The organism is Falsiroseomonas frigidaquae, assembly GCF_012163145.1.
Classification (GTDB): Bacteria; Pseudomonadota; Alphaproteobacteria; order Acetobacterales; family Acetobacteraceae; genus Falsiroseomonas; species Falsiroseomonas frigidaquae.
On record NZ_JAAVTX010000011.1, the window covers coordinates 62966 to 89343 of the forward strand.

The 26378-nt window shown below is 60.3% G+C and carries 21 protein-coding genes, 1 tRNA gene and 1 pseudogene; 11 read left to right on the plus strand and 12 right to left on the minus strand.

Annotation, left to right across the window (positions count from 1 at the left end; genetic code table 11):
- Window positions 1–78: 78 nt before the first annotated feature.
- Window positions 79–1014: pseudogene (locus tag HB662_RS27920) on the minus strand (ArdC family protein).
- A 379-nt stretch (window positions 1015–1393) separates the two neighbouring features.
- Here HB662_RS27920 and HB662_RS27925 point away from each other — a divergent pair.
- Window positions 1394–2635 carry a Fic family protein gene (locus HB662_RS27925; RefSeq protein WP_168055206.1) on the plus strand — a complete coding sequence of 414 codons (1242 nt, stop codon included), beginning with the start codon at window positions 1394–1396 and terminating at the stop codon, window positions 2633–2635.
- A 198-nt stretch (window positions 2636–2833) separates the two neighbouring features.
- Here the strand turns inward: HB662_RS27925 and HB662_RS27930 are convergent, their stop codons facing one another.
- The 8 genes from HB662_RS27930 to HB662_RS27960 all read right to left on the minus strand — a co-directional run bounded on the left by HB662_RS27930 (window position 2834) and on the right by HB662_RS27960 (window position 15697).
- Window positions 2834–4951: an ATP-binding protein gene (locus HB662_RS27930; protein ID WP_168055208.1), complete on the minus strand. Its 2118-nt coding sequence runs from the start codon at window positions 4949–4951 to the stop codon at window positions 2834–2836.
- A complete protein-coding gene (locus tag HB662_RS27935; protein WP_168055210.1) occupies window positions 4948–6240 on the minus strand; it encodes an SIR2 family protein in 1293 nt (430 codons plus the stop codon). Before HB662_RS27935 ends, HB662_RS27930 begins: the two co-directional genes overlap by 4 nt.
- 154 nt (window positions 6241–6394) lie before the next feature.
- Window positions 6395–9799, minus strand: a complete 3405-nt coding sequence (locus HB662_RS27940) for a DEAD/DEAH box helicase family protein (RefSeq protein ID WP_168055212.1) — start codon at window positions 9797–9799, stop codon at window positions 6395–6397.
- Entirely contained in the window at window positions 9796–11907 is a 2112-nt protein-coding gene (locus HB662_RS27945) for a DUF262 and DUF1524 domain-containing protein (RefSeq protein WP_168055214.1), read from the minus strand. Before HB662_RS27945 ends, HB662_RS27940 begins: the two co-directional genes overlap by 4 nt.
- Entirely contained in the window at window positions 11904–12038 is a 135-nt protein-coding gene (locus tag HB662_RS29870; protein WP_280865778.1) for a hypothetical protein, read from the minus strand. Before HB662_RS29870 ends, HB662_RS27945 begins: the two co-directional genes overlap by 4 nt.
- Entirely contained in the window at window positions 12035–12820 is a 786-nt protein-coding gene (locus HB662_RS27950; RefSeq protein ID WP_168055216.1) for a hypothetical protein, read from the minus strand. Before HB662_RS27950 ends, HB662_RS29870 begins: the two co-directional genes overlap by 4 nt.
- Before the next feature lie 157 nt (window positions 12821–12977).
- Window positions 12978–14159, minus strand: coding sequence for a restriction endonuclease subunit S (locus HB662_RS27955; protein WP_168055218.1), 1182 nt, complete (start codon window positions 14157–14159; stop codon window positions 12978–12980).
- Window positions 14156–15697 (minus strand): type I restriction-modification system subunit M, encoded by a 1542-nt coding sequence (locus tag HB662_RS27960; protein ID WP_168055220.1) that lies wholly within the window; start codon window positions 15695–15697, stop codon window positions 14156–14158. Before HB662_RS27960 ends, HB662_RS27955 begins: the two co-directional genes overlap by 4 nt.
- A gap of 710 nt (window positions 15698–16407) precedes the next feature.
- Between HB662_RS27960 and HB662_RS27965 the strand changes: the two genes are divergently transcribed.
- The gene (locus HB662_RS27965; protein ID WP_168055222.1) at window positions 16408–16764 is read left to right on the plus strand and encodes an H-NS histone family protein; all 357 of its coding nucleotides are present in this window, start codon (window positions 16408–16410) and stop codon (window positions 16762–16764) included.
- Window positions 16765–16791: 27 nt separating this feature from the next.
- The gene (locus HB662_RS27970) at window positions 16792–17055 is read left to right on the plus strand and encodes a DUF3768 domain-containing protein (protein WP_342449603.1); all 264 of its coding nucleotides are present in this window, start codon (window positions 16792–16794) and stop codon (window positions 17053–17055) included.
- A gap of 82 nt (window positions 17056–17137) precedes the next feature.
- On the opposite strand, the gene HB662_RS27975 is transcribed toward HB662_RS27970, so the two are convergent.
- Complete coding sequence (locus tag HB662_RS27975; protein ID WP_168055224.1) at window positions 17138–17377, minus strand: hypothetical protein; 240 nt, start codon at window positions 17375–17377, stop codon at window positions 17138–17140.
- Between the two features lie 276 nt (window positions 17378–17653).
- Between HB662_RS27975 and HB662_RS27980 the strand changes: the two genes are divergently transcribed.
- Window positions 17654–18715: a hypothetical protein gene (locus HB662_RS27980; RefSeq protein ID WP_168055226.1), complete on the plus strand. Its 1062-nt coding sequence runs from the start codon at window positions 17654–17656 to the stop codon at window positions 18713–18715.
- Window positions 18716–18719: 4 nt separating this feature from the next.
- Here HB662_RS27980 and HB662_RS27985 read toward each other — a convergent pair whose 3' ends face one another.
- Complete coding sequence (locus HB662_RS27985) at window positions 18720–19520, minus strand: hypothetical protein (protein WP_168055228.1); 801 nt, start codon at window positions 19518–19520, stop codon at window positions 18720–18722.
- An 85-nt stretch (window positions 19521–19605) separates the two neighbouring features.
- Between HB662_RS27985 and HB662_RS27990 the strand changes: the two genes are divergently transcribed.
- The 7 genes from HB662_RS27990 (at window position 19606) to HB662_RS30110 (ending at window position 26320) form a co-directional block, all read left to right on the plus strand.
- Complete coding sequence (locus HB662_RS27990) at window positions 19606–20853, plus strand: hypothetical protein (RefSeq protein WP_168055230.1); 1248 nt, start codon at window positions 19606–19608, stop codon at window positions 20851–20853.
- A complete protein-coding gene (locus HB662_RS27995; RefSeq protein ID WP_168055232.1) occupies window positions 20837–22579 on the plus strand; it encodes a type IV secretory system conjugative DNA transfer family protein in 1743 nt (580 codons plus the stop codon). Before HB662_RS27990 ends, HB662_RS27995 begins: the two co-directional genes overlap by 17 nt.
- Entirely contained in the window at window positions 22566–22835 is a 270-nt protein-coding gene (locus tag HB662_RS28000; protein ID WP_168055234.1) for a hypothetical protein, read from the plus strand. The genes HB662_RS27995 and HB662_RS28000 overlap by 14 nt, the downstream gene beginning before the upstream one ends.
- 2 nt (window positions 22836–22837) lie before the next feature.
- Window positions 22838–23320, plus strand: a complete 483-nt coding sequence (locus HB662_RS28005; RefSeq protein WP_168055236.1) for a hypothetical protein — start codon at window positions 22838–22840, stop codon at window positions 23318–23320.
- Entirely contained in the window at window positions 23317–23787 is a 471-nt protein-coding gene (locus HB662_RS28010; RefSeq protein WP_168055238.1) for a hypothetical protein, read from the plus strand. Before HB662_RS28005 ends, HB662_RS28010 begins: the two co-directional genes overlap by 4 nt.
- Window positions 23788–23789: 2 nt before the next feature.
- Complete coding sequence (locus HB662_RS28015; RefSeq protein ID WP_168055240.1) at window positions 23790–24188, plus strand: hypothetical protein; 399 nt, start codon at window positions 23790–23792, stop codon at window positions 24186–24188.
- Window positions 24189–24466: 278 nt separating this feature from the next.
- Window positions 24467–26320: a recombinase family protein gene (locus HB662_RS30110; RefSeq protein ID WP_168055252.1), complete on the plus strand. Its 1854-nt coding sequence runs from the start codon at window positions 24467–24469 to the stop codon at window positions 26318–26320.
- Here the strand turns inward: HB662_RS30110 and HB662_RS28025 are convergent.
- Window positions 26277–26353: transfer RNA gene (locus tag HB662_RS28025), tRNA-Met, on the minus strand. The two genes, HB662_RS30110 and HB662_RS28025, sit on opposite strands and share 44 nt — an antisense overlap.
- Between the last annotated feature and the right edge of the window lie 25 nt (window positions 26354–26378).

A 26378-nucleotide genomic window follows, 5' to 3' on the forward strand; every position in this document is an offset into this window, starting at 1 on the left:
TAAGCCCTCGCCCCAATCTGCGCAGCAACGATGATCGCCGCTGCGCAACGTTATGATCATGGGCAAAACGCAGGAATCTTAGGCCGCTCGCGAAACAGCTTGCACCTCCTTGGTAGCATTGCCTTGCAACGCGTGAAGGTAGTCTGCGGCCCGCTGCGCATGGCTCGCCGCTGAAAACACAAAACGCTTGTCGCCCTTCAGCACCTCCAGCCAAGAGGCGATGTAGGCGGCATGGTCCTCCCGTACCTCCGGCGCGATCCCAAGATCGGCGCCGAGGAAGGCGGCGCCGAGTTAGGCAACAAGCTCTTCCTTCGCATACCCTTGGTCACCCCATTTCACGCGGCCAAGATCGCGTGCCAGGCGCTTCTCATGCTTGGTCCAATGGGTCAGCTCGTGCGCCAGCGTTGCGGCATAGCTCTCGGTGTCTCGGAACGTCTCGAAGGGCGGCATCTGCACGAAGTCGGCGCCTTCCGCGTAGTAGGCACGGGTCCCGCCATGCCGAATATCGGCACCCGTCGCGGCGAAGAACACATCGGCCGCTTCGATGCGCTGGGCAGGCGTCAACACGAGGCCTTGCGCGCTGGCGTAGTACTGGGCGGGCAAGCCTTCGCACTGCTCGGCATTGAAGACGGTGTAACCTTTGAGGAAGGGTATTTCCCGCTCGGCCTCCGTGCCGTCGTCCTTGGTTTCGGTGCGGGTGATGGAGTTCGCATAGACCACGAGTTCGCCGGTCTCGCCCTTCCTGACATGGCCGCCGAGTTCGAGGGCCTGCTTGAAGGTCAGCCACAACGGGCAGGCAAAGCCCTTCGCAACCGATGCCGACCAGAGCATCACGACATTGATGCCGCGATAGGGAATGCCGTTGTGGCGCAGCGGCCGCGTGATGCGCCCGGCGGCATGGTCTGCCGACCAAGGCTTCATCCAGGGGCGAACGCCGCGCTCCAGATCGGCGATGATCTTGTCGGTGATCCGGCTATAGACATCGGGCCGGGAGGATTGGTTAGTGCTTGCCATCTTCTTGATCTCCTTTGGTTTTGAGGAACAGCTCGTCTGTTCCTCTGCCCATCGGCGAGATCGGGGTGTGCAAGCGGAAAGGGGCTTCGCGGGGACCCGGCTGCACGGAGGCGAAGCGCAAGCGAAGGCGAAGGAAGCTGGGCGGAAGGCCCTTGGAGCGCGCTGAGGGGCTGGCCCCTAAGCCTGGCGCAGCCAGGTCAGGCCGCGTCTGCGGCCATCATGGCCTACTGCTCGGTTAAGGTGCCGAACCTGCTGCTAATCTGGGATTTGTTGTGGAGTCATGGTGGAAGACGGCCGCTGCTAACCGGCCGCAGAACCGGACTTCCCAGCGGTCCATTCAGAGCTACCGCTCTTCCTAATATTATGATATCATTGAACTATGACGCCAAAAAAAGAGGACATGAAACCGGACATCGACGAGGCGCCGGATCGGGGTGAGACGATCGGGCTGATGGAGCCCATGCTCATCGGCGAAAGCTCTATCCGGCGCGGGGAAATCACCGATCTCGCTGTGGATCTGGTGGCCAAGGCGGCTGGCTTCCGGCGCAGCCTCCAGCCGAACATCGCGGCGTCGCTGGCCGATCTCGTGCGCTCGATGAATTGCTACTACAGCAACTTGATCGAAGGGCACGACACACATCCGATCGATATCGAGCGGGCGCTGAATGAAGATTTCAGCAAGGACGCGAAGAAGCGCGATCTCCAGCTGGAGGCGAAGGCGCATATCGCCGTCCAGAAATGGATCGACGCCGGCGGCCTCACCGGCCGTGCCTTCACCCTGGCCGGCATCAATGAAACGCATCGCCGCTTCTGCGAACTGCTGCCGCCCGACCTGCTGTGGGCGGAGAACCCCGAAAACAAGGAACGCATCCCGGTCGTCCCCGGTGAGCTTCGCCGGCGCGATGTGATGGTCGGAAGCCACACCGCGATCAGCCCCGGCGCCGTGCCACGCTTCTTCCAGCGCTTCGAGGGCGCGTATGCGCGGATCGGCAAGACGGATTCGATCATCGCCGCAGCGACCGCGCACCATCGCCTGCTATGGATTCACCCCTTCCTCGACGGCAACGGGCGGGTTGCGCGCCTCATGTCGCACGCGGCGCTTCTCGAGAAGCTTGACACCGGCGCGCTCTGGTCGGTCGCGCGCGGCCTCGCGCGCAACGTCGCCGCCTACAAAGGCCACCTGGCCGCCTGCGACCTGCCCCGCCGCAATGATCTGGATGGCCGCGGCACGCTGAGCGAGGAAGCGCTGGCCGAATTCACGCGCTTCTTCCTGCGCATCTGCATCGACCAGGTCGAGTTCATGGAAGGGCTGATCCAGCCCGACAAACTCCGCGTCCGCATCGCGCTCTGGGCGGAGGAAGAAACCCGCCTTGGCAATTTGCCGCCCAAGGCCAAGGATGTGCTGGAAGTGCTGCAATATCGCGGCGAGCTGCCACGCGGCGGGCTTACCGAGATTGTCGGCACCGGCGAGCGCCAGGCAAGGCGGATTGTGGAGGCGCTGACCAAGAAGGGTGTTGTGAAGGCGGCGTCGTCTCGCGCACCGTTGCACCTCGCGTTCCCCGCCACATTGGCTTCGCGTTGGATGCCAGGGCTGTTCCCAGATAAGACTGTAGATGAATGACAAGAAGACTGCAGCAATCGACGGCTGGATAGCTCATGATGAAGCATGTTATTAGGTTCGCGAGAGATTTATAGGCGCTTCATTGCGCTCTGCGCGGCATGCGCGAGGTATCGAAGCATGACGGCCGAGATGCGCTAGCCGGCTCCGTTCACGAGATTCTGTTACCTGCCCGCGCGCGCCATCACCAGAAACGACACGTTACTCGCCATCCGGAGCGATCCCATCATCAGCCGGTCTTTGCTCCCAACAAGGCGCGATTGCTTTCCAGTCTGGGGCCGCACCTTCGTCACCAAGCCAAGTCTTCCAGAACCCCGGATCGTCCGAGCGTGGCCGCTGCTGCCGTTCAAGATCGCGCAATCTGACCAGCACCGGCGTCGGTACGGCCCAGCCAAGCAGGATCGCCTGCTGCGAAGGCAGCGTCGGCAATTCCCCGAGGAGGCCACCAAGCGCGTCGGGAACGAGCCTGCGTACAAGATTCTGGTCGACATCGTTGACGATGCGATGAAGCAGGAAGGAATTGCACTGGGCCAGGACGGTCGGCGACAACTCGGACGGACGCTGGGACGCCAGCATCATCCCCAAACCAAATTTCCGGCCCTCCCGGGCAATGCGCTCGAAGGTCTGACGACAGATTTCCGCCGCCTGGGCATTGGCGCCGGCATCCGCATCCTTGCGCACAAAGCTGTGCGCCTCTTCAAGCACGAGCACTGTCGGCAACGGTGTACCGTGGGTTTTGAGGTGCCTTTGGAGCGCCTCGAAGATTAGGCGCGAGATCACAGCGACCGCGATGTGGATGACATCGGCCGGGACCAGCGAGAGATCGAGGATGACAACTGGTTCGATCGCATCCGTAGTCGGACCAAGCAGGCGATTGAGCCAATCATCAATGGATGCCGCCCCTGCGCTGTCGATGACTGTTCGTAGCGACGAATCGCCGAGTATCACCTGGATGCGGTTTACAAGCGGCTCGGCATTCGCGACTGCCTGGCCGCCAGTTGCCAACGCAACTTCGTGGAGCCGCTCCGGCAGTGCGTCGACGTCGAATTTGACGGGCGCGTCTTCGCTGACTTCGCCATGCAAGTCAGCAATAGGGTGAGCTTGCACGAGGGTTCGAAGCGCCGTCAGCACCTGCTGAACGTCACCAGGCTGGAAATCGTTGTATCCTGATGACGTCGTGGAAGCCCATTGCCTCGACGACCTGACCGCTTCGACCGGTGCTCGTATCCCTGATATCGCCGCAATCAACGGAGCGCTCTCGGCTCCATATTCTCCTAGCGCGCCTTCGTCGGCTTGGATAAGCGCAAGCAAACCCTCAAGCATGCTGCCGAATTCGCGATTTCGCGGAAAGCCTGCAACGCTTTGTGGTACGTCTGCGTAAGTCTGCTCAAGTTGCCGCACATAGCCGGAATAGCGCCGGATCGTCTGCGCCTTCGCTGTTGCTGCTGTCGAGCCCGCGTTGCGAAGCTGGCGCAGCGCGCGAAGCAGCAGTGGCCGCTGCGCCCCTGGGGCCGCAGCCGTGAACGCCGCCCATTCCTGACCGCTCCAAAGCCAGCCCGGGACCGTCAGCGGCCCGGCGCCGCCGGCACCGCCAACGGCAAGCCGCCGACTCGGGATCGTGCCGTCACTGAAAGCCTGGGCATACTCGCCGTTTGGATCGAGTATGATGAAGCGGGCGTTTGGTGGCGCGCCTGCCTTTCTTGCCGCCGCGGCTTCCAGCGACCAACGGATGATGCCGGCAACGGTGCAGGATTTTCCGCTGCCGGTGTTGCCCAGCACGGCGACATGGCGACCGAAGAGCTTGTCGGGATGCACCCATACTTTCGCATTCCCAGCAAACGGAGCCGTTCCCACTTCCACAATCCGCTCGTCAGTCTTTGCCTCGACGATGGCGCGAAGCTGCGCCGCACTCGGCAGCAGCACGGGATCACCGACCGAGGGCAAGACCGGGACGCCGCGCTCAAGCCCGTAATGGGGTCGGCCGTTGTCATCGACGACCTCAAGGCACAGAGTGCCAAAAGGGATTGTAAATACGAGCCGGGACGGAAACGGGAGATCGACCATTCCGTCATCGGGCGCGCCACGAACCGGCTTCGCCCTGTTGATGGCGATTTCACGAACAACGGCGACCACTGCCCCCGTTTCGTTGGAGATCAGGACGTAGGCGTTGATCCTTGGAAAGGCGGTGGGAACGCCGGTGTTCAGTGCCGTCGCCTGGGGCGTCTCGTCGAACAGAACGATCCGAATATCCGCAGCCGTCACCGCTTCGACGCGGCCAACGGCAAACGAACCGATCCGTTCAACGATGGTCGCCATCATAATGCGCCTTCGGGAGCGGCGTCCCCGCTCGGCCTTTCGGTGTTGCCGCGCCGTTCCTTCAGTTCTGCCATCCTTATGGTGAGCGGATCGATGGCGGGTTTGGGCAGATAGTGCGACACCAGCTGCCGGATGTCCCCGAAATGCCGCCCGATGAGGAGCGTCAGCTGCTGAGGCCGACCGACTCTCGCAATAAAGGAGGCAATCTTGTCGTGCGGCTTCTCACTCCAGGCAATGATGACCAAATGGGTGGAAGGGATCGTCAGCATATCGGCGATGATCCGGTTCACGTGGTCGTCGCCAAAACTGTAGCCATAGAAAACTACGACACTGTTCGGCCGGCATATCGACGCCGAGAAATCCCTGAAAAGGTCAGCATAAGGGTAGGCGGCCGTCTCGATATCCTTGACGGCGTTTGGGTAGATCATGACGGAGTTGCTCGGCTTGGGCGGTACGGCTGGATGGGCCGGCTCGGCTCCGAACGGCAGCGCCGTGCGCCAGACCCGGGGGCGCTCGTAGCGCCAGTCCAGTGATCCATGCAGCTTTGTGAGATGCACAACGCCTTCAAGGTGACGCGGCTCGCCGCGCACCCCGGGAGGCGTGTAGTGCATGTCGATCTGTAAGCGCGATGACCTGAATTCAGGCTCGATAGCCCCCACGAAGCGGTCAAGAATCCGGACGCCGGAAAGATCGCAGGCTCGCTCGATTAGACGGTCATAATTGGTCGTGAAGATATTTAGCCGGTCGCGGGACGCTGTTCTGCTGGCAAAACTCATGAGGAACGAGATCAGGATTTCGCGGGCGCTGGCGCTGCCTGCCGGCGCACCGGTCGATACGTGCAGGCCAGCCGCGATGCCTTTTTCGGTGGCTAGGACGTCATGAATGAAGCCGCCAAGGACCCGGTCAATCGCGGCCTCCCAGGTCGCTGCGTCCGGACTGCCCAGAATTTTTAGCCCTGAATGCAAGACGGCTGCGGCCGATAAGCGATCCTCTATGTTGGCCGTGCCCCGGCCGCTGTTGGTCGCGATGGCGGTTGCATGTGCATCGACCTTGTCTTGATGCGGACAGCCTTCGAACGCCCCTCCGGTCATCGTGACTGGGGACGCCCCCGCGCAATCCGCGATGGCCGTCGTAAAGCCATTTCCGAGGAGCACCGACAGATGTTCGGACTGAAAGACCGCAGAGAGCCAGGGCTCAATCCGCTTCCTCAGTTTTGACGTCTCGGAGGCAGGATCGTCCGGGACGATCGTTTCTCCGCCGAGGTGCAGTATATGATCGTAATCCCAGTTCATGTCGCCCCACGCCCGCCGGTTACCGAATGACAAGTCTCATCACGCCCGCAGCGCGGGTCACGACTTCGCAGCGCGAGATCGACCACGAACTCCGACCCCGGTTCCAGTTCTGAGATCAGCAGTCGGGCGTGAGCGGGGTTGCAGTGTACCGGTCTCATGCCGCCGCCCTTCTGCCAACCTCAGTGAGGAGCTGTACAATCTGCTGCACGTCGGCCTGAGGAAATAAGCCACTAACGCCTTGATCATCGAAGTCCGTGAATGGGCTCTCGTAGAGGCGGCGTGGGTCCATCGCGCCGCGTTCTGTGAGATAGTCAATGATCATATTCACGAATTCAATCTGATTGGCATTAAAGTTCCGACCGGCAAGGAAATCGGCGAACGCTGCCTTGGCTGCGTCACATTCGAGCCCGACAATTGAACGAACAAATAGCCCAAGCCCGCCTTGAGAGCGCGCTTCATCGATATCGGAGGGTGTTGCGCCAACGTCTTCGACCAAAATGCGCTCCAGCACTCCGAGGTCCTGAGGCGTAAGTTGTTCATTACGACGTAGCTTCTGAATCGTAATGTGGTCAAGGTGGCGCCTGAGGAAGCCTTGCGCCTTCATCTGGAAGCGAACGCGGTCTGTTCCAGCACCCGCTCGCGGCAAGGCTACGACAGCACCTCCGCCAATCTCGTCGATGAAATCGGTATAGACAAGGATGCGCTCCTCACCCTCGATCAGCTTGATAAGGCCCCGCAATCGTCGGCGCAGGTGCTCAAGCGACCATGCATCGATGTCCTGCCAGAACTCATCCGTTTGCACCTCCAGGATCAGCGCCATGGCGGCGGCGACCATTGGCACATTGCCGAGGCTCTCCAGCTTCGCCGCTATCGCCATCACCTTCTCTTTGCAGCGAACGAATGTTGCATCACCCTTCAACAAAGAAAGCTGACCGCTTAGAACGATGAGATCGAATTGCTTGGCTGCCAAGTCGTCATCGATCAGCGATGTTGGCAGCCCGGCTACCTCGTTAATCAACGTCTCACATTCCGCGCTCGACAGCGCATCCCAAGCTTCTGGCTGCTGGAAGACTTCAACGGCGCGCCTCTTGGCGCGAACGAGAAAGTTATCGAGTGACATCCCCGAAACTTCATCATGGAGGCGCTTGCGGATCTCGGCGTTTAGCTGCCCGAGGCGCTCTGTTCGATCGGCCTCAGGTATATCCTGAAGCGCGCTAGCGATTTCGACGCGCGCAGCAAACAGGCGCTGACTGAGCGACAGAACCGTGGTGCCATCCGACACGTTGGGGTTCTGATTGAAAAATTCGAAGTTTTGGCAAAAATCGAAAATTAGAAATTCGCCTTTGTTCTGACCAGGACCGAATAGGTCTGGGCTGAGGCGTGTGCCTCGTCCGATCATCTGCCAAAACTTCGTTTTGGAGCGCACGATCTTGAAGAAGACGAGGTTAACCACCTCCGGCACGTCAATTCCAGTATCGAGCATATCAACTGAGATGGCGATATGCGGCGCGCGATCGGGCACAGAAAAATCATCGATCAGGGATTGCGCATACTCCGTCTGATAATCCACGACACGTGCGAAATGGCCTTTTAGATGCGGGTAATTTGCATCAAAGCGCTCTGCGATGAATCGCGCGTGGTCGTGATTCTTTGCGAAGATGATCGTCTTTCCCAGTCGATCGCTACCGGCAACTTTGATCCCGAACGTCATGAGATGTTCCAGCACCTTGTCGACCGTATCGGTGTTAAAGAGCCATTTGTTGACTGCGCTGGCATCAACGTCGCTTGCAGGGAGCTTCCCCTCCCATTCCAGCGCATCCCATTTGGTCTTCTCTTCCTCGGAAAGGTCATCGTACTTAATGCCCTCTCTCACGAAACGTAGTGGCACGGAGATCGCGCGCGGCGGAACGAGGAAGCGATCGGCGACCGCCTGGTCGAGATCATAGGAATCGGTGGGCACGCCCCGCTCAAGTTCAAACAACGAATAAGTGTCACGGTCGATTTCATCGCGTGGCGTGGCAGTTAGCCCAACCAACAGGCTATCAAAATAATCAAAAATAGAGCGATACTTCCGATAGATTGAGCGGTGTGCCTCATCGATGACAACGAGGTCGAAATGCCCAGGTCCGAAACGGCGCTGGCCATGCTCCATCTCGTCGATCAGGTTCATCATCGTCGGATAGGTTGATAGACACACCCGCGCGCCATGGTGGTCGTTCTTCTTAGGGTCGTGGCGCTCGATCAGGTTGGCGCTCGGCGCGGATGGAAGATGTTTCTTGAAGGCGTTATGCGCCTGGCGCACAAGCGCAACACGGTCGGCCAGAAACAGCACACGCTTGCACCAGTTGGCCCGCATAAGCTGATCGATCAGCGCAATCACGGTGCGCGTCTTGCCGCTGCCCGTCGCCATGACAAGAAGCGCCCTGCGCTGATGGTCCTTCTCGAACACCTCCCCAACACGGCGGATCGCGCGGGTTTGGTAGTAGCGTTCCACGATGTCCGCATCGATGCTGGTCGTTGAAAGAGAACGGCGTGCGGCCTTGCGCTGGCGCCACAGCTCCAGCTCGTCGCGCTTCATGAATCCATGCACGGCACGGGGCGGATAGCGTTCGTCGTCCCAGAGCCAGTGGTCATAGCCGTTGGTATAGAAAATCAGAGGGCGGAGAGCGAACTGCGTCTCCATGCAATCGGCATAGAGTTTTGCCTGTTGCTGACCGGAGCGCGGATCGCGGCGCGTCCGCTTCGCTTCGATAACGGCCAGCGGCTTACCGTCACTCCCCCAGAGCACGTAATCGACAAACCCCTCTCCGGCGTTGTTCGGCATGCCCGCTACCGGGAACTCGCGATCGCGCGGCTGATCCAGTCGCCATCCCGCTTCGCGCAAGAGCAGATCGATGAATGCGTCGCGGGTCTGTTCTTCGTTGTAGTCGTGTGTGTCGGCTGCCGCCGTGTTGGTCTGCTTGATTGCCGCGATCTCGGCTTGAAGCCGCGCGATCTCGGCCTCGTGCGTGATCCGGTCGGCCTCGCTCTTGATGCGGGCCGCTTCCGCCCCTTCCAGCGCCTTGGCTGCGGCCTCGCGCTCCCGCGCCAAGGCCTGGAGTTTGGCAAGCGTCGAGGCTTCGACCTGCACCGCGCGCGGTAGAGCATTCGCGTCGAACGCCAGCCCTGGCCCTGGCTTCGTTCCACGCGCATAGGTGCGCACGAGCCAATAGCTGAAGTGGAACAACTCGCGGACGGCGGTGATGGCATTGCCGGGCGGGATGGCGCGCGTCTCGTGCGCAGCGACATTGCCGTAGTCCTTTATGATCCGCGCCTTAGCGACGAGCGCATTGCCGACCAGGACGCGGAACGTCCCTTCGTGGATCAATGCCGAGAGTGCAGTGTCATAGGGGGAGCGCAAGCTCCGGTCATGGGCGTACATCCACTTCACCGCGGTCTCCAGCGCCAGGCGCGCATGGAAGCAAGCGCCGCGGGCGTCCGTGGTCGCGTGCAACTCCGCCTTCCGCGCTAGTGCGAAGACTTCGGGAAATTCGGTCTGGAGGAAAGCAAACTGGGTCATGCGTCGGCACCATTTCCCAGTTGTAGTTCGAGGCTTTGGCGAACCAAGCCGACCACGTAGGGCAAATCGGCGAGAGAGGTAAGTTTGACCTCCACGTCGCCATTGCCCCAACGCCCCTTGCCGGAGACGTCAGAGCACACGCCCTTGGGATCGATCAGCTCCTGCCATTTCATGTTGAGGGAAATGCGAAGGGCGCTCGCCTGCGGTACGACGTCGACAAAATTCGTTTCGGCTTTATAGGCAACATATAGCTTCAGATACTCCTCCGTTACGCATGGATCGAGGGCAAGCACCTCACGGCGGAACGCTTCGAAAATTGGCCTTATTTTCTCGGATAGAAGCTGCGGATGATCATTGATCGTGTAGGTAGACTTCGTTGCGCCGGGCTTGCGATACGTAGCGAGCGTTGCTTCTGCGAGCGTAGGATATCTCCAGACCTCTACCGCTAAACCGGATAGGCGGTCAGCTCGCTTGCGAATGTGCTCTTCGTCCCAGCGCTCCAGCGTCCCAAGCCCCTGGTTAACGCGCAGCGGGCTTTCCACGAAGCCCCCGGTCATATCCCGCTTCTCGGTAAAGGGACGGTCGCTGTATTCCGAATTGTAGCCGGTGAGCGTGAGGTTTCCGGGCGTGTGCAGCCAAGTTTCGTGCACCCGCTGCCACTCTGCTCCGAGGTCCGCCTTCCAAGCGCTCGAAAGATTGTCGTTCTGCGGCATGATATGCTCGATAGTGTACTCATCGAGCACGACGCGCTCCTTGCGCCCGTGGTTTTCGAGGCGTCGCAACCAATAGGACCGGATGCGGGATTTATAGAGATCGCGCGTCTCGAAATCGCGCCGGAACTCGTCATCCCTTGGGAAACGACGGTAGGACGGCAGCAGCAGGAAATGCGCCCGCACGCTTTCCAGATACCGATCCTTCTTGAGCGCCTTGCCAAAGGTGGCGAACGTTTTGTTGAGCGAATTGGTCGGAATAGCGCAAATGGAACGCCTAAAGACATACGCTTCGATGAACCGGACGATCTCTAGCAGATCATCATCCTTGATGCGGCCTTGGGCGCAATCGTTATAGACCTCCAGCAGGAAGGGGTATGCGACCTCGACCTTCAGCTCGCGCAGGTCCTGAAAAGCTTCGCGTAGTCGCGAGCGTTTCTCCTTGCCAAGTGCCATCGCGCAATAGTGGCCCGCGAAGGCCCGAATGTCCTTGAGGAGCGCCTCAGTACCGGCTTCAGCGATTGATCTTGAGCGAGCGTGCGCTTTGAACGCCTCGTAGACCTGATCCTGGCGGGGAATTTCCCCGGTCTTCAGCGTCAGATAGTGGCGCATGAAGGCGTCGAATTCCTCACCGTAGGCCTGCTGTCCAAATTCCAATTCAAATGGTCGCCAATACTCTTTGTAGAGGCGCGTTTGCAGCGTAGGCTCCAAGCCCATCAGTACGAAATTGCGCACAAGGTCGGCCTGGCTCAATTCCTTGCCGGTTGAGTTCATGCTTTCGAAGATGAGCTGCGGATTGTCCTCGCCGCGTGTGAGAGAGGTGTCGATTACCAGCAGCTTGGCCACGCCTTGGCAAATGACCTTAAGGTCGGAGGCGCTCGCGATCCAGTTGCGGAACAGCGCGATATTCTCACTAACACGCAACGATACATCAGTCGGAAGTTCGCGCCGATCAACGAGCGCGATTAAGGTTTCGCGGTCGGTTTGCGAAAGCAGCAACTTGTAATACCGGTCACCTTCCTCTTCCGGGTTGACGAGGTAATAGTTGCGCAGCTTGCGGGGTGAGAAGCCATCAATTGGCTCGCGGGCGTCCTCGGGCTGCTTCTCCAATGCGTCGGCGAGCGCCGCGATCAGCAGTGTGATGGTGGTGAGGCGCTGCTGACCGTCAATAACAAGCAACGGCGAATTCGTCGTGACCTGATAGAGGCCGTCCTGGATGTAGACCACCGAGCCCACGAAATGGGCCTTGATCTCCGGCGACACACCCGCGCGGAGGATGTCGTCCCAAAGTTGGTGGCACTCCCGCTCCGTCCAGGAGTAGGTGCGCTGATAGATCGGGATGATAAAGCGTGGCGACTTCTTTATGAATTCGAGGAGGTTGGCTTCTGTTGCTTTCATGCTGAGGCCTTCAGCGGCAGGCGCGCATAGAAGCAAGCGGCGCGGACGTTCGTGGTAGCGTGCAACTCGGCCTTGCGCGCGAGCGCAAAGATTTCACGACACCCAGCGTAGAGAAAGGCGAACTTCGTCATTGGCTCGCCCCATAAATCGTAGTCGCATTCAATCTATCTGTGAGATATGGCACCAAGCCGGTGAGCAATACCGATACAGCGATTAAGTCACGCAGCTCAACTTCACGAATCTGGCTCGCTTGTGTCCCGGCGTGCCGAATACCAGGGAACTCATTAGAGAATTTATAAATACACTTAGCCGCTTCCTTTAGTTTTTCATGGGGCCAGGTGCCGACCTGATCACAAATCGCGCCGAGCGTGTTGCCGGTCACGTTGGGCGCGATCTGCCCAATCGCCTCCAAAAGATTGGCTTGGCGCGAGATGCACGCCTTTATGCGTGCTGGCGTGGGACCGGATTTTAAATCGCGGAATGCGTCTTCGAAATCCCCCATGATCGAGGCAAGGTGCGCATCATTGAGCGTCGCATGCTTAAGCTGCGTGGCAAGCTCTGTGAAAATTCCGGAGATGGTCGGATGCAAAGAAAATGGTCTGCGCAAATCGTAGCGCAAATTATATCTTTGAATGAACGCCTCGACCAGGTTTACGTAGCGGTTTGATAGAGAGTCCCCGCCAATATCGTCAATCGTGACAAACGCTTTCTCCAACGCTCGAACAGCATCAGCTTCGGACTGTAAGGTGACCGGAAGATCTTCTCGAAGCCACGTTCGCGCTTGCTCGGGCCCGGAAGTCAGCGCCCTTTCGTAGACCAAGCGCTCATTGTTATATCTCTCTAGCGCTTCTTGATAGGCCGCGTCGGCTGCAATTTCATCCGGATCGACCATATTCCCATTGGCATCGAACACAGATGGCTCAGGTGGCTGCACCGGGGGCCGGGGCCGAGGGATCAACGCGGCGTATAGCTCAGAAAAGAGCTCAACCGGCGTGCCCCTGGTTTCGTACAAGCGGGCCCATATCTCGCTCCATACATAAGGCCAAGCTGATTTCAGATCGCCCCGCATGTCAAAGCTCCCCACGGAACGCGCGATGTTGAAGCGACGCGAAAAGCGAGGACACATGTGAATGCGCTTGATTTTCTCCTTGCTGTAAGGCTTCGATGGTCGATATTCGAGAGGAAAATTTGACCTGCAATTCTCTCGGGGGATTTAGAACTGCTAGGCTCTTCAAGTTGACGATCTTTAGCTCTGCGAATGTCGTGCCAGAAGCAATCGATGCGTAGTCAAATAGAAATCTGTTTTGTAGATACCTCCTGAGATACTCGCTTTCAATCTCGGCTTGGTGAGCCTTAATCCAGAGAACCCGCCCGTCTTTAAAGTAAAATGGCTTTGGGCTGTCAACCTTCCATATCCTTCCATCGTGGCAAATTGACGGAAGCAGCAAGTCGCCCATGGCGGGCTTTCCTGACTGGCTGATCAGACTGTCGTAATGTTCGGGCGCGATGAACAAATCTGGCTCGATATTCTCTCCGGCGGCCAGCTTCCCAACCTCAGTCCCCCTATAAAAAGGAACACCCCTTTCAACAAACTCTTCTACGAAAACCCTCTTGCTTGATCCTACATCGCACAGATCACCCAACCTTGCCGTCTTCCATCCTTTCGGATTGGATTTCGGGTCACCAAACATTTCGATGAAAATAGCCTGACCGAGTTGGTTGAGCCGGACAAGAGCGCGCTGTCGTTTACGTAGCAGCTTATCGGCCTGATCCAGAATCACCGCAATCCGCTTCTGCTCCGCCAGCGGGGGGAGCGGGATTTTCAGCTGACCAAGTTTAGTCGCATTGATGCCTGGTTGAGCTGCTCCAACCGCGGTTGCCGAAATTTGCTGCCAATAAGTCTCGCTGCGAAAAAAGTGGGCCAAAAAGGCTGGTTCAACTGAGGGAGCTGCTCGAACGCGGATGAGGTACGACGCGAAAATCGCGTTGTCAGGGCACTCGCGAATTAGGAAGCTCTTTCCGGTAGTCGCCCCGGTACGGGCGAAAACAATATCGCCCTTACGCAACCGTGCAGCCCGCAGCTTCTGCTCCGACGACTTACAGTAAGGCACCGAGTTCCAATTAACTTGATCGTCCTGAATATCGGTGATCCTGAGAAATTTTGGACCGACCGGCCGATCTACAGCGGACTCGGAAACCCCATAGTCAATGGAGTCAGCAAGGTCCCGCAACTGGTATTGAGACCAAGTCATCCCAGCATCGCCTCCAACTTGGTGAGGCCTTGGCTGATCTCGTCCTCTAGCTTGCGCAGCTCGGCGATGATCGCGTCGGGGCTTTCGTGCTCCACCGCCTCATGCTCCACCTGCTTGTAGCGGTTGAGCGAGAGGTCATAGGTGCCGGTCGCGGCGATCTCCGCCTTGGGTACGCGGAAGCTCTGCGTCGTGCGTGAGTTTTCCCTCTCCGCCCCGTCGCGGGCGAACCATCGCGCGAGTGCATCGGGCAGGTTGTTCTTCTCGTGCTCTCCGTCCACCAGCGCCGCGCGTGGCGTTGGTCCCAGCTTTTCGGGCGGCAACAGCTCGGCGCGTTTATCGTCCAGGCTCAAGCCATCGGCCTGGAGGTCATAGAACCAGACGTGATCGGTACCACCGACGCCGGTTTTGGTGAAAAACAGGATGGCGGTGGAGACACCTGCATAGGGGCGGAACACACCGGAGGGCAGCTTGAGCACGCCCTCCAACTTGTGCTTTTCTACCAATAGCTCCCGTAGCGTTTTGTGGGCAGTGGAGGAGCCGAATAGCACGCCGTCCGGCACGATCACCGCGGCGCGCCCGCCGGTTTTTAGAAGACGCAGGAAGAGTGCGATAAACAGAAGCTCTGTCTTCTTCGTCTTGACGATCTGCTGAAGGTCCTTCGCCGTTTGCTCGTAATCGAGCGAGCCAGCGAAGGGAGGGTTCGCGAGGATCAGTGAATAGCGCCCGGCATCGGCGTCATGCTCCTGCGCCAGGCTGTCACGGTAGCTGACATCCGGGTTGTCGACCCCGTGCAGGGCCATGTTCATGGAGCCGATGCGGAGCATAGTGGGGTCGAAGTCGAAACCGTGGAACATACCGTTGTGAAAGTGCTTGCGCAGCCGCTCATCGCGGAACAATGCGGGATGGTGCTCGCGTAGATACTCTCCTGCCGCGACCAGGAAGCCGCAGGTCCCCGCCGCTGGATCGCAGATCACGTCCTGCGGGGTTGGCTGAGTCATTTCCACCATCAACTGGATGATGTGGCGCGGGGTGCGAAACTGCCCATTTTGCCCAGCGCTCGCAATCTTGCTAAGCATGTATTCGTAAAGGTCACCCTTGGTATCGCGATCCTCCATCGGGATTTTGTCGAGTAGATCAACGGCTTTGGCGAGCAACGCCGCATTGGAAAATCCAAGGCGCGCGTCTTTCATGTGAGTGCCGTAGCTGGAGCCTTCCTCGCCTAACTTTCGCAAAAAAGGAAAAACGCGCTCGGCCACCACGTCCATCATCGCGCGAGCTTCGAAATTCTTAAATCGAGACCAGCGCAAATCTGACCATTCGCGCCCTTGCTCATCCTGCCCTTCGGGGAAAACGCGGCGCTCCATCGGGATACCGAGGGCCGCCGCCTTGTTTTCTTCAAGGGTGTGGAGATCGTCGAGCCGTTTGATAAAGAGGAGATAGGTGATCTGCTCAATCACCGAGAGCGGGTTTGAAACACCACCTGACCAAAAGGCGTTCCAAATCTGATCGACTTTGTTTCGTAGATCGCCTGTCAGCATAGTGCTTTTTGTCCCTGGTTAGTCAGAAGGTTGTCATTCTTGTCGATGTTGTCCCGCATGATTTCCCGTGGCACCAGGGCCGCCGGACGATCTTTCCGGCGGGAGGGTGCGACGAACTTCTCGCGAAGCTCGCGCTCAATTTGAATGCGGAGACCGACATCATTTGAGATCAAGTATATCCGATCGATACACGTTCGACCAGCGCTTGTGTTCGTCTGGCCTTCCACGCCGACATTCGTGCAGGATTGATCGATGGGGTCCAGGGGGCAGGCACGCAATCTGGCCATGAGGTGTCGGGGAGCATGGAGTCTCCCTGACTGGTGGTGCACCGGCCAAACGGTGCGGCGGCTCGGGATGGGGCTCGCCCCCCCTGATCCGTGCCGCCTGCCTAGGGGATGCAACGGGGGGCCTTTGCCCCCCTTGCCGATGCGCCGAAGGCGCGTCGCTCTCCGTGCTGTCATACAGCACACATCTTGCGGTACGTGAACTTTCCTCTGTTTCCATAGTCTGGTTCCTTTTTGTTGGTTCACTGATTTGCCACTTTCGCATTCGCTCCCTTTTTGGTTCTGCTGTTTTCTGTAAATCAGTTTTTGCTTTTGCCCTTTTCTCTGTTCTTAGGTGGTGGTTGCCCCCCTGGAGATGCTCGGCTGGCCGATTGAAATTCGCTCCGGCGCGGGATATGTCCCCTTCGTCGGATGGGAGCGAAATCTATGTCGGGTCAGGGCAGCATCGATTTAAGCGGCATGAGTGTTCCGGAGCTGCGTGAACTGATGGCTTCGGCTGAGGCACGAATTGAGGAAGTCCAGGCTGAGGCGCGGCGCTCGATGCGCAGTAAGATGGAGGAGATGGCGGCCAGCGCCGGCATGACGATCGACGAAATCTTCGCCATGCGCATTACAGCCAAGCCCACCCGCAAGCCTCGGAAGGCAGCGGTGAGGCCGGCCACAGGGAGCGCCGAGCCGAAATATCGTAGTCCAGCGACGGGGGAGACATGGACCGGTCGTGGCCGTCCGCCGGAATGGATGAAGGGGATGGACAAGGCGGCGCGTGAGAAATTCCGGATTTGACGGATAGCCCGGCAGCCGAAGGCGGAGGTGCTGGTCACTGAGGGTATGCAGGCCCTCTCCAATGCTGATCGCGCTCGCGTCATCGAAGCCGTGCAGACCTTCTCGGCCTTCACGGGCGACAACGATCCGCACGGCGAGCATGATTTCGGGGCCATCGACTTGCCTGGAGTCGAACGCGTTTTCTGGAAGATCGACTACTACGATCCGAGCTTCGAGTTTGGCAGCGAAGACCCGGCTGATCCAAAGATCACCCGGCGCGTGCTGACCATCATGCTCGCATCGGAATATTAGGCGCGAGCCTTGGCCCGGCGGGTCAGGAAGGTGGTCCGCAGCATGTCGTTGAGTGCTGCGATGGCTGTAGAGGTAGAGGCGCTCATGAAGCGCCTCCGTCCTCAGTGGTAACAGGGATCAAGAAGAGCACGCCCTGGCGCTGGGTGAGCTCGATGGGGATGATGTCCAGCGAGATGATGCCGCCGGCCTTATCGCCCTTCCTCGCCCAGACGGCGCCGATCTCCTTCGGCCGTGCGAGAATGTCGTTCCCGCCCTGGTCCTTGCCGGTGATGCGCGAGAATGTTACGCGGAACATCGGACGGTCTGCTTTCGTGGTAGTCATGGTCTTTCCTTTCGCTTTAACGGCTGGCCAATCCAGCCGATGCGCGAAAAGAACCGGGCGCAAAGGCGCCCGCGTCATGGTCAACACGGGAGGGATGCGGACCCGCATCCCGAATGGAGCGGGCCGGCCATTGACCGGGCAACTGCGCCAGGTAAGCGCATCGTATGAAGGCTGGACTTGGCCCGGCAGCGCGACACGGAACGGCATGACAGCCAGCGCCAGATCACTATGATCCGAGCTTTCTCGGCTCGCTGCGACTAGGTCAGAAGGATCTTCATGCGCACCTTCGATATCGATGCCATTAGCGATGAAGGTCTGCGGCGCGAATACGATTTTCTCCAACGACGCACGGAAAGCCTAGCGGCGTCCATTTCGCGGGCATACGGAAGTGGCCGAGGACCAATCGAATTCCGCTACATCAACGACGGCAAATTCAATGCCTATGCGGGGGTTGAAGAAAGCGCCTATATCATCGAGGTGAATGCATCAATACCGCTCTTCATGATGGTCTTGTTCTCGAGGATTTTATCGGAACGGTCCGTGATAGCCTTTCTGCCAACGGCCGGCACAAAGGCCAGCCGGTTCACACTGCCTGCGATCATCGATCCTGCTGACTTTGATCGACGGGCAAACTGGCGTGTCAATCTTAACGGCATTCGGGCATTTGCCGCTGGCACATTGGCGGATATGTGCTCGACCTTGGTTGCTTTCCATGAGTTAGGCCATATCATCGGCGGCCATGTTGATGCGATATCACGTATCGAAGGTGAAGCACGCATTGCGGAATTACTGTCTCGCGTATCACTGAAAGCCGAAGCCGCGGAGCGCAGGCAGGCTTGGGAATATGAGGCCGATGGGATTGCGGCGTTCTTTCTGTCGCATTTCGTTGAAGAGCTAGTCAGTGAGAGCGGGAAGAATGATCGTGTCGCCGAGGTTTTCGCACGGAAGGATGGCCGCAACGCAGAGAATGCGCTTGCGATCCTGATCGCAGCAGCATTTGCGTTCTTCTCCTATGTGCAAGGCGTGCGCCGGGAAATGAGAATGGATTCTTCTCACCCATCACCGATGGTGCGAGCCTACCACCTTAAGAACGTCCTGTTTGCGATCTTCCAGAATAAGCCGGGTTTCGATAGCGACCTGTTTCATCAGCTTCTTGATGAACGCATGGATGAGATGATTGGCGTCCTAATTAAGATTAAGCTATTTGACGACGATATCTTCACGGAAGAGTACATGGACGCGATCGATGCTGAATTAGAGCGGCTGGCTTTGCTGCAAAAGCGATATAGACCGCTCTGCGAGCCTTTCGCGTGGATCAGCTGGGATGCGATCAGCTAATCTCCTATCGCCTCTTGAACAGGACGTTGATACGAAACGCGGCACGCAGGCCTCGCGGCGTGGCCGAAGCCGCGGCGGCAAATTTGTCGAGTGCCGAATTGCGCAGCGGATGATGTGGCGACGCCTCGGTATCCAGGTTGAGGCTCGGACCGCCGGCAGCGATCAGGAAGAAGAAGGCGTGCTGCCCGGCATTCGCGTCTTCTCGCAGCGCCGCCGGCCTTCCATCATTGCTGAGTGGAAGCGCGACGGTGCCGCGCGCTGTATCGACGACGATCGCTGTCTCGCTCAGGGGCAGAACGAACCACTCACCTCTGAATTCGTGAAACGCGATCACCCGGCCTGCGAACGGCGCGGTTACTTCGAAGTGGAAGTGGTCCATGAGGTAAAGGTTGGCGGGATCGACCGGCTCGGTTCGCACGAAATCCAGCGCGTTTAAGCCGGGCTTGAGCTTCACCACGCGGACGCCATCGAACGCGCCCTCGCGCAGTAGCGCGTCCCAGGTTAGGGCGCGCCGCGGGCTGGATGCCAAGCGCAAGTCGTAGATCGCCTGGCGCACTTCGCCGGCGAGCGCGGGATCATGCCGCTCGAGCCAAGCGAAGAGCTTGTAGGCCTTGCCAGCGGCAACCTTGCCCTTACGGAGATTATCTTCAAAGCGGTCGCCGACATGGTCGCGCTCGCCGAAGGCTTCCTTGAAAGCCTCGCTCCATGTCTGGCCGCGCCGGCGTCGCAGCGCGTTCACGGGCTCGTTGAGACATTTCCGCTCGGCGATGGTGGTGCGGTGCCAAGCGATCTCCGCAGCATCCATTCGGCTCTCCCGTACCGTATTACCCGATCACGCCCCGTATTCGTACCGGACCGCTCACGCCTAAGGCGCTGTGTGGAGGTATGACATGGCGAACCACGAACACGGGCCTTCCGAGCCTATCCGGCTCCCACCCCGGCACAAGTTCTCATTTCAGCAGACACTGCTGCTGTTTTGCGCCCTGGCCTCGGCCGGGCTGCTCTTCTTGGCAGTGCCTAACCTGATCGGCGGCACCGGCATCGTGGCGTGGATCAAGGCGCTGCTGCTGGCGCTGGCAGGTATGGTGGTCGCTTACGGGGTGAACCGGCTCGCGGTGGAGCGCGGGGCGCCGCTTGCGGTGATCGGCTACGCGATCGCGGCAGCGGCCTCGGTTATCTCCATCGTCATTGTCGGCGCCGGGCTCTTCATGGCCACGTATTCGGGCCTGGTGATCAAAAGCGTCTCCCAGCTGCGGCTCGAAGAACATGGCGATGCGCTGAGCGAGTATGTGGCGGCGAGTGGCCAAGCCGCGTCGCAGTCGGCGCGTGTGGTACCCGCGATCGCCGCGGTGGTGGCCGATCTCACGGCGAAGCGTGATTGCGAGGTGCGTAGCTCCTGCATCTCGGGGAGCGGCAATGGGGGCCGCGGCCCCGTGGCCCGCGTGCTCGAAGAGCGGCTGGGCCGTGCCGAAGCGGTCGCCGGTCAGGTCACGGCCGGCGCCGCGGCGCGGATGGAGATCGCCGGCCGGCTCGAAGCCTTGCTTGGCCGCTACCAAGCGATCGTGCGCGCCTCCGATATCAGCCTGGAAGACAAATGGCCCCAGCTCCGCGGGGTCGATGGCCAAATCCGCCAAGCCGTTTCCGAGCTCGGCGAAGCGATCCCGGGTTCGCTGATCGCCGCCTTCGCCGGTGAGCTTGCCGGCGGCATCGATATTCCGGGCCGGGCGGATGCATCGCGGCAGTTCGCGGCGGTCCTGCGCGGCCATAGCGGCACGCTGCGCAGCGTTGTCGGCTCCATCCCTGGCGGCGGCGGTCCCCCGCCGACCTTCCCGAGCCAAGTCGGTGTCTCCGATACGTTAACCTATATCGGGCATTTCGCGCCGATCGCGGCGATTGCGGGCGTGGTGGAGCTGGTCTTCCCCCTCGTGCTGTGGATCTACACCTATTTGATGCTGCGCTGGGCGGCCTATCGCATCGCGCCGCCGGAACAGCGCCGCCGCCACGAAGACGATGAGGCTGTTGCCCGCCTCTTCGCGCAGGCCTCCGGCCGCGCGGAGACGGACGTGCCGGAGATGACCAAGCGCCGCCCGGCGCGCGGTGAGCCGCGTCGGAATGGCCACTATGACGCAGAGCACTAACGCGATGCGCAAGGTTCGCCCGCGCGTTCGAAGCGGCCCCGTGAATCGCAGCTTCATCGTTGCAGGCGCCTGCTTCGCGGTTGCCGCATGGACGGCGCCGGACCCGCAGAGCGGCGGCATCCAGCGCTTCTATCACTGGCTGTCGATCACCTGCGGCGCGGTCTGCACGGCGCAGGGCTTGCGACTGCTGGCGAGAGACTACCGCACCCGCCGCGATCTCGCGATCAGCGAGCGGCTGACTGACGACCACGGCTCCGCCCGGCAATCGAGCGCGGCGGAGCGCGCGGCCCGCGGGATGCGCGTCTTTGAGCACGGCGAGCTGCTCGGGCTTGATGACAAAGGCCGGCCCGTCTGGCGGCCGGCGAAGGCTCCCTTCATGCTTTGGGAGAGCCCGCCCGGCGGCTTCAGGACGGTCGCCGGCGTGATGGGCAGCATCATGCACCGCGCGCAGCTCGGCTTTTCGGTCATGGTGCCGGACATCAAGGAAGAGCTGGCGGTGATGCTGGCGCGCAAACTGCGCGGCCGCGGCCATGAGGTCTGGATTATCTCGCCTTCGCGGCATCACACCGACCTGGTGGGCGAAACCGCGGTCAACCCGTATCAGCCGGTCCTCGATGCGCTCTATGGCAACGATGAAGAACGCAAGGATGCAGTGAAGCTCGCGGCGGAGTTCGCAGGCATCCATTACCCCATCAAGGGCGACGAGAAGAACCCATACTTCGCGCATGGATCGCGCCGCGCGATCCTGATCGTGATCCTGAGTACGGCCGTCATCGATCCGGCGCGCTGCACGCCGACGGCGGTGTATCGCCTTCTGGCTGATCCCGCGGCGTTCCTGAAGCGCTGTGAGGAGATTGATGAGGCCTGGCAAAGTCCGCGGGGGCGCGATCCCGTGCTCGAAGTGCTGAAGACGGAAGCACGGAATATGCTTCACCGCGCGGCGAAGAATGAGGAGAATTTCGCGTCCTTCCTCGAAGGCGCCAGTCAGCGCCTGCTGACCTTCAACCCAGCCGGCCATCTAGGCGACTACGGGCGCGAGGCGATCCACAATCTGAAGGCGATCCGCGAGCGCCAGATCATCGTCTTCATCATGGCGCCGCTAAGCCACATGCGCGACTTCGCGGACTTTATCTCGCTCGTCAACCACAACATCATCGCGGCGTGCAAGGCGGTGCCCGCCGGCCATCCGGTGCACATCGTCGGCGAGGAGGCGCTCAACTATCGCTTCCACGACTTGGTCTCGGACCTCGAGACGATGCGCCAGCTCGGCGTCACGGCCGACTTCTACATCCAGTCCTTCGTCGGCCTTGAGCTGCGCTACGGCAAGGAAGCCGCGGCGGCAATCGAGGCCTATTCGGACGTCCGTGTCTACGCGGGCCTGAACTCATTGGCACGTGCCAAGCATGTCAGCGACCAGCTTTCAAACGCGACGATCCGCACGCAAGACTATTCGTACCGGACCTCGGTCGATCAGATCAGCCTTTCAAGCCGCGAGATCGGCCGTCCGCTGATGAAGCCTGACGAAGTGCTGGCGATGCCGCGGGATGAGGCTTGGGTGTTCGTGCGCGGCATGCATCCGGTGCGCGTGAAGCTCGTGCATTACGGCCAGGTCGCGCCGTGGCGGGACTGGGTGGATGAAAGCCCGATCACCGGCACCAAGCTCTACGGCGCGCCGATCGTCCATGTGGACTATCCGGAAAAGGAGAGCGGAATTGGCCGGCCCTGATCCCGTATCGCGGGCGCCGTTCGTCGCGCCGGTGCGGCCCCGCAACCTGCTTTGGATCGCCGTGCTCTGCGCGGCGGCCGGCGCCCTCGTCAACTACGGCACGCCGCATCTGCGCGTGACTTACGTGTATTCGGGCTCGTATGAGCGTCCGCACTATCACCGCTGCTTCTATTGGGGCGTGCATCCGTTCGAAGTGGCACCGCAGAATGGCAGTTGCCCGATCTTGGTCCTCGCGCATGCGCGGGAGGCGCGGTAGCGATGGCGAAGGGACCAGTACAGCGCAGCGGGGGCAGCGCCATCTCCTCCACCTTCGCGCAGGCAACGCCAAAGGCGTTCGCACGCGTCGGCGGCAATCCGGCATCGGTGAAGGCGCTGGCCGCGATCGAGCGGCGCACGACCGCCATTAAGGAGAAGGCGGTCCAGCACGCGGAGAAGTTCCGCGATCGCTGGACGGCGAAGGAGGCGATCCGCCTGTGGCAGCATCGCCTGGCACAGAATGCGAAGTATCCGGCGCCGCCGGGCGAGGATCGATCGATCTCGCCCGAGGAGATGCTGAAGATCGCCTCGCGCAATGTGCAGGCACGCACCATGCGGCGGCTCGCGAGCATCAACACCATCAAGGCGCGGATGACCAATGCCGTCGTTCGCAACCTGGACTCACCCAAGCTGACGCAGAGTTTCGAGGAGGCCACGCGCGATCAGCGTCCAACCCAGCATATGCAGATGAGGAGAAAGCCGTGATTGACTGGATCGACCGTATCCCGGATTCGATGGTCGGCGTCCTGGCGGCCAGCGCGGCGTGGTTCACCTTCAACTACGCGGTGCTCGCTCCGCGGGCGATGGAACGGCAGCACGTGGAAGCGTCGATTCCAAGCTGCATGGACGCGCTTGAGCGCCGGCAGCAGCGTATGCGCATCCCTTCGCTCGGCTTGTCCGAGATCCTTGGCCTGCCGCCCGAGCTGCGGGCTCTGGAGGGTCGTATGACGGACCTGATGACGCCGCGCCCGCTATCCTTCGCCGAGCGGCAGGAACGCTGCGCCTGCGCGGCGCGGCGCGCGGCGGCAGCCGTGCGCTTTGACTATGCAATACACACCGCAAGCTTCCGCATCATCGAGCCGCAGGCGATCGCCGGTCTTAGCGATGCGACCTTCGGTGCAACAGTCAGCGGTATTTGCGGCGTGATCCCCGAGATGCTCCGGAGCCGCTAGCCATGCCGAAGATCGTCTATAACGATGGGACCTATCTGGTGACAGAAGCGGTCGTCGCGACGCGGCACCGCTTCTATCCCGTCGCCAACACGACGGCGCGTATCCGCCGCGATCCGCTCTGGATTTCGCTCTGCATCACCGCGCTCGGCGTCGCGACCTTCGGTGTCTATGGCGACCTGATCTGCACGGGCGAGAAGATCGTCTTGGGCCTGACTTGTGTTGCCACGCTGGTGGTGGGTCAGAGCGTTTCCATCCTGTCGATAGACGCTGTCGGCCATCGCCGGGCGCTTATCGTGGCTCGGACGATGCGTATCCGTCGCCTGTATTCGGCCATCCGGGCCGTGCGCGTCGTCGATGGAGGCACGGGCCTCATTCAGGCTAAGCATTTTCCAGAAGACTGAAATGGAAGTATTTTCCTGTTTCACGTTCACTTTTTGTTCTTTTCCTGATACAGTGATCGATCCTGTGAACAACCCCGGAAGAAAGGCAGGAACACGTTGACGACGGAAGGCGGTAACCGCGAGGATCGGAAGGAAGGAGCGCCCAAACTGAAGGGGCGAGACCCGCGCGTCCTCGCGTTCGTGCGGCTACTCGCCCGCCAAGCTGCCGACAAGGACTATGCAGAGTTGCTGATGAACCACGGCAAGGCGCCTCAACCGCAAACGGGAAAGGAATAGCCATGCCGCGCGTCGCCATTTACGCCAGATATTCGTCAGACAACCAAAGCGAAGCCTCGATCGAGGATCAGGTCCGCATCTGCCGCCAGCGCGCGGAGAAAGAAGGCTGGGCGGTCGTCGGCATACATACCGACTACGCCATCTCGGGCAGTTCGCTCATCCTGCGACCCGGTGTGCAAACGCTGATCCAGGAGGCGCTCGCCGGTAGGGTCGATATCGTCCTGGCGGAATCGCTGGACCGGCTCTCGCGCGATCAGGAAGACATCGCCGGCGTCTATAAGCGCATGTGCTTCGCCGGCGTGACGATGTTCACGCTCTCCGAAGGCCAGATCAGCGAGCTCCATATCGGCCTTAAGGGCACGATGTCGGCCCTCTTCCTAAAAGACCTGGCGGACAAAACCCGCCGCGGTTTGCGCGGCCGTGTCGAGAAAGGCATGTCCGGCGGCGGCCGGTGCTTCGGGTATGACGTGGTGAAGCGCATCGGCGAAGATGGCGACTACGCACGCGGCGAGCGCGCCATCAATGAGGCGGAGGCTGAGATCGTCAGGGGCATCTTTGCCGACTACGTGCGCGGCATCTCGCCGAAGGCGATCGCCGCGGCGCTGAACAAGGCCGGCGTGAAAGCGCCTTCCGGCGGCGAATGGGGTGCAAGCACCATTTATGGCAACCGCGAGCGCGGCACCGGCATCCTCAACAATGAACTCTATATTGGCCAGCTCGTCTGGAATCGCCTCCGCTACATCAAGGACCCGGACAGCGGCCGGAGGGTGTCCCGTCCCAATGCGGACGCCGAGATCGTGCGCAAGCCGGTGCCGGAGCTCCGGATCATTGGTCAGGATCTCTGGGATCGCGTGAAGGCGATGCAGGGCGAGCTGAACAAGAAAGAGAAGCCGCTCTGGACGAAGAACCGCCCGAAGAACCTGCTTTCTGGCCTGACCCGCTGCGGGTGCTGCGGCGGCGGCTACACGACTATCGCGGCCGAGAAGCTCGGCTGCGCTGCGGCCCGTAACAAGGGGACGTGCGACAACCGCCAGCTCATGCGGCGGGAAGAGCTTGAAGCGATGGTGCTGGGTGCCCTGCGCGAGCATCTGATGGACGAAGAGCTCTGCGCTGAATTCTGCACGGTCTATACCGCGCGCATCAATCAGCTCCGCAAGCAGCACAACGCGTCCATCGTTGGCTACAGAGCGGAACAGGTCAAGCTCGAGCGCGAGCGCCAGCAAATTATCAAGTCCATCACAGATGGCGTGCCGACCGAGCTCATCCGCGACAAGGCGATCGCGCTGCAAAGGCGCCGCGAAGAGCTTGAGCTTCTGTTGAGCGAGGCGAAGGAGGCGCCCGTCCTGTTCCATCCGAACATGGCGGGCCGGTATCAGAAGGAGGTGCAAAGCCTCATCGCGTCGATGTCGGATGCGGCGACGCGCGCCGAGGCGGGCACAATCCTTCGCTCTCTCATCGACAAGATCATATTGACGCCCCGGAAGGGCGGCAAAGGCCTGACAGTGGACCTGGTGGGCGACCTGGCGGGCATACTCTCGATAGCCACCAAGAGCGGCAGACTCGCCGTCGAAAGCGAGCTGTCAAAACTTCAACCTGTGAATGAAGCGGAGCTGATCGACAGCGCCGAGCACGGAAGCGATGACCTTGCGGTCCTGGCTTCTATGGCGGTGGTTGCGGGAAACCGCCTTCTCCAAGAAAGCGATTCCGAGATCACGCCTGCAATGGCGATGGTTGCGGGAGAGCGATCTGTCCACGAAAGCAAAGCAGCCCAAGCTCGCCGGAACATCCGGGAAACTTGGGCTGCAATAGCGGTGGATGCGGGGACAGGATTTGAACCTGTGACCTTCAGGTTATGAGCCTGACGAGCTACCGGGCTGCTCCACCCCGCGGTGGTGGTATGTATGATGTTCCGGT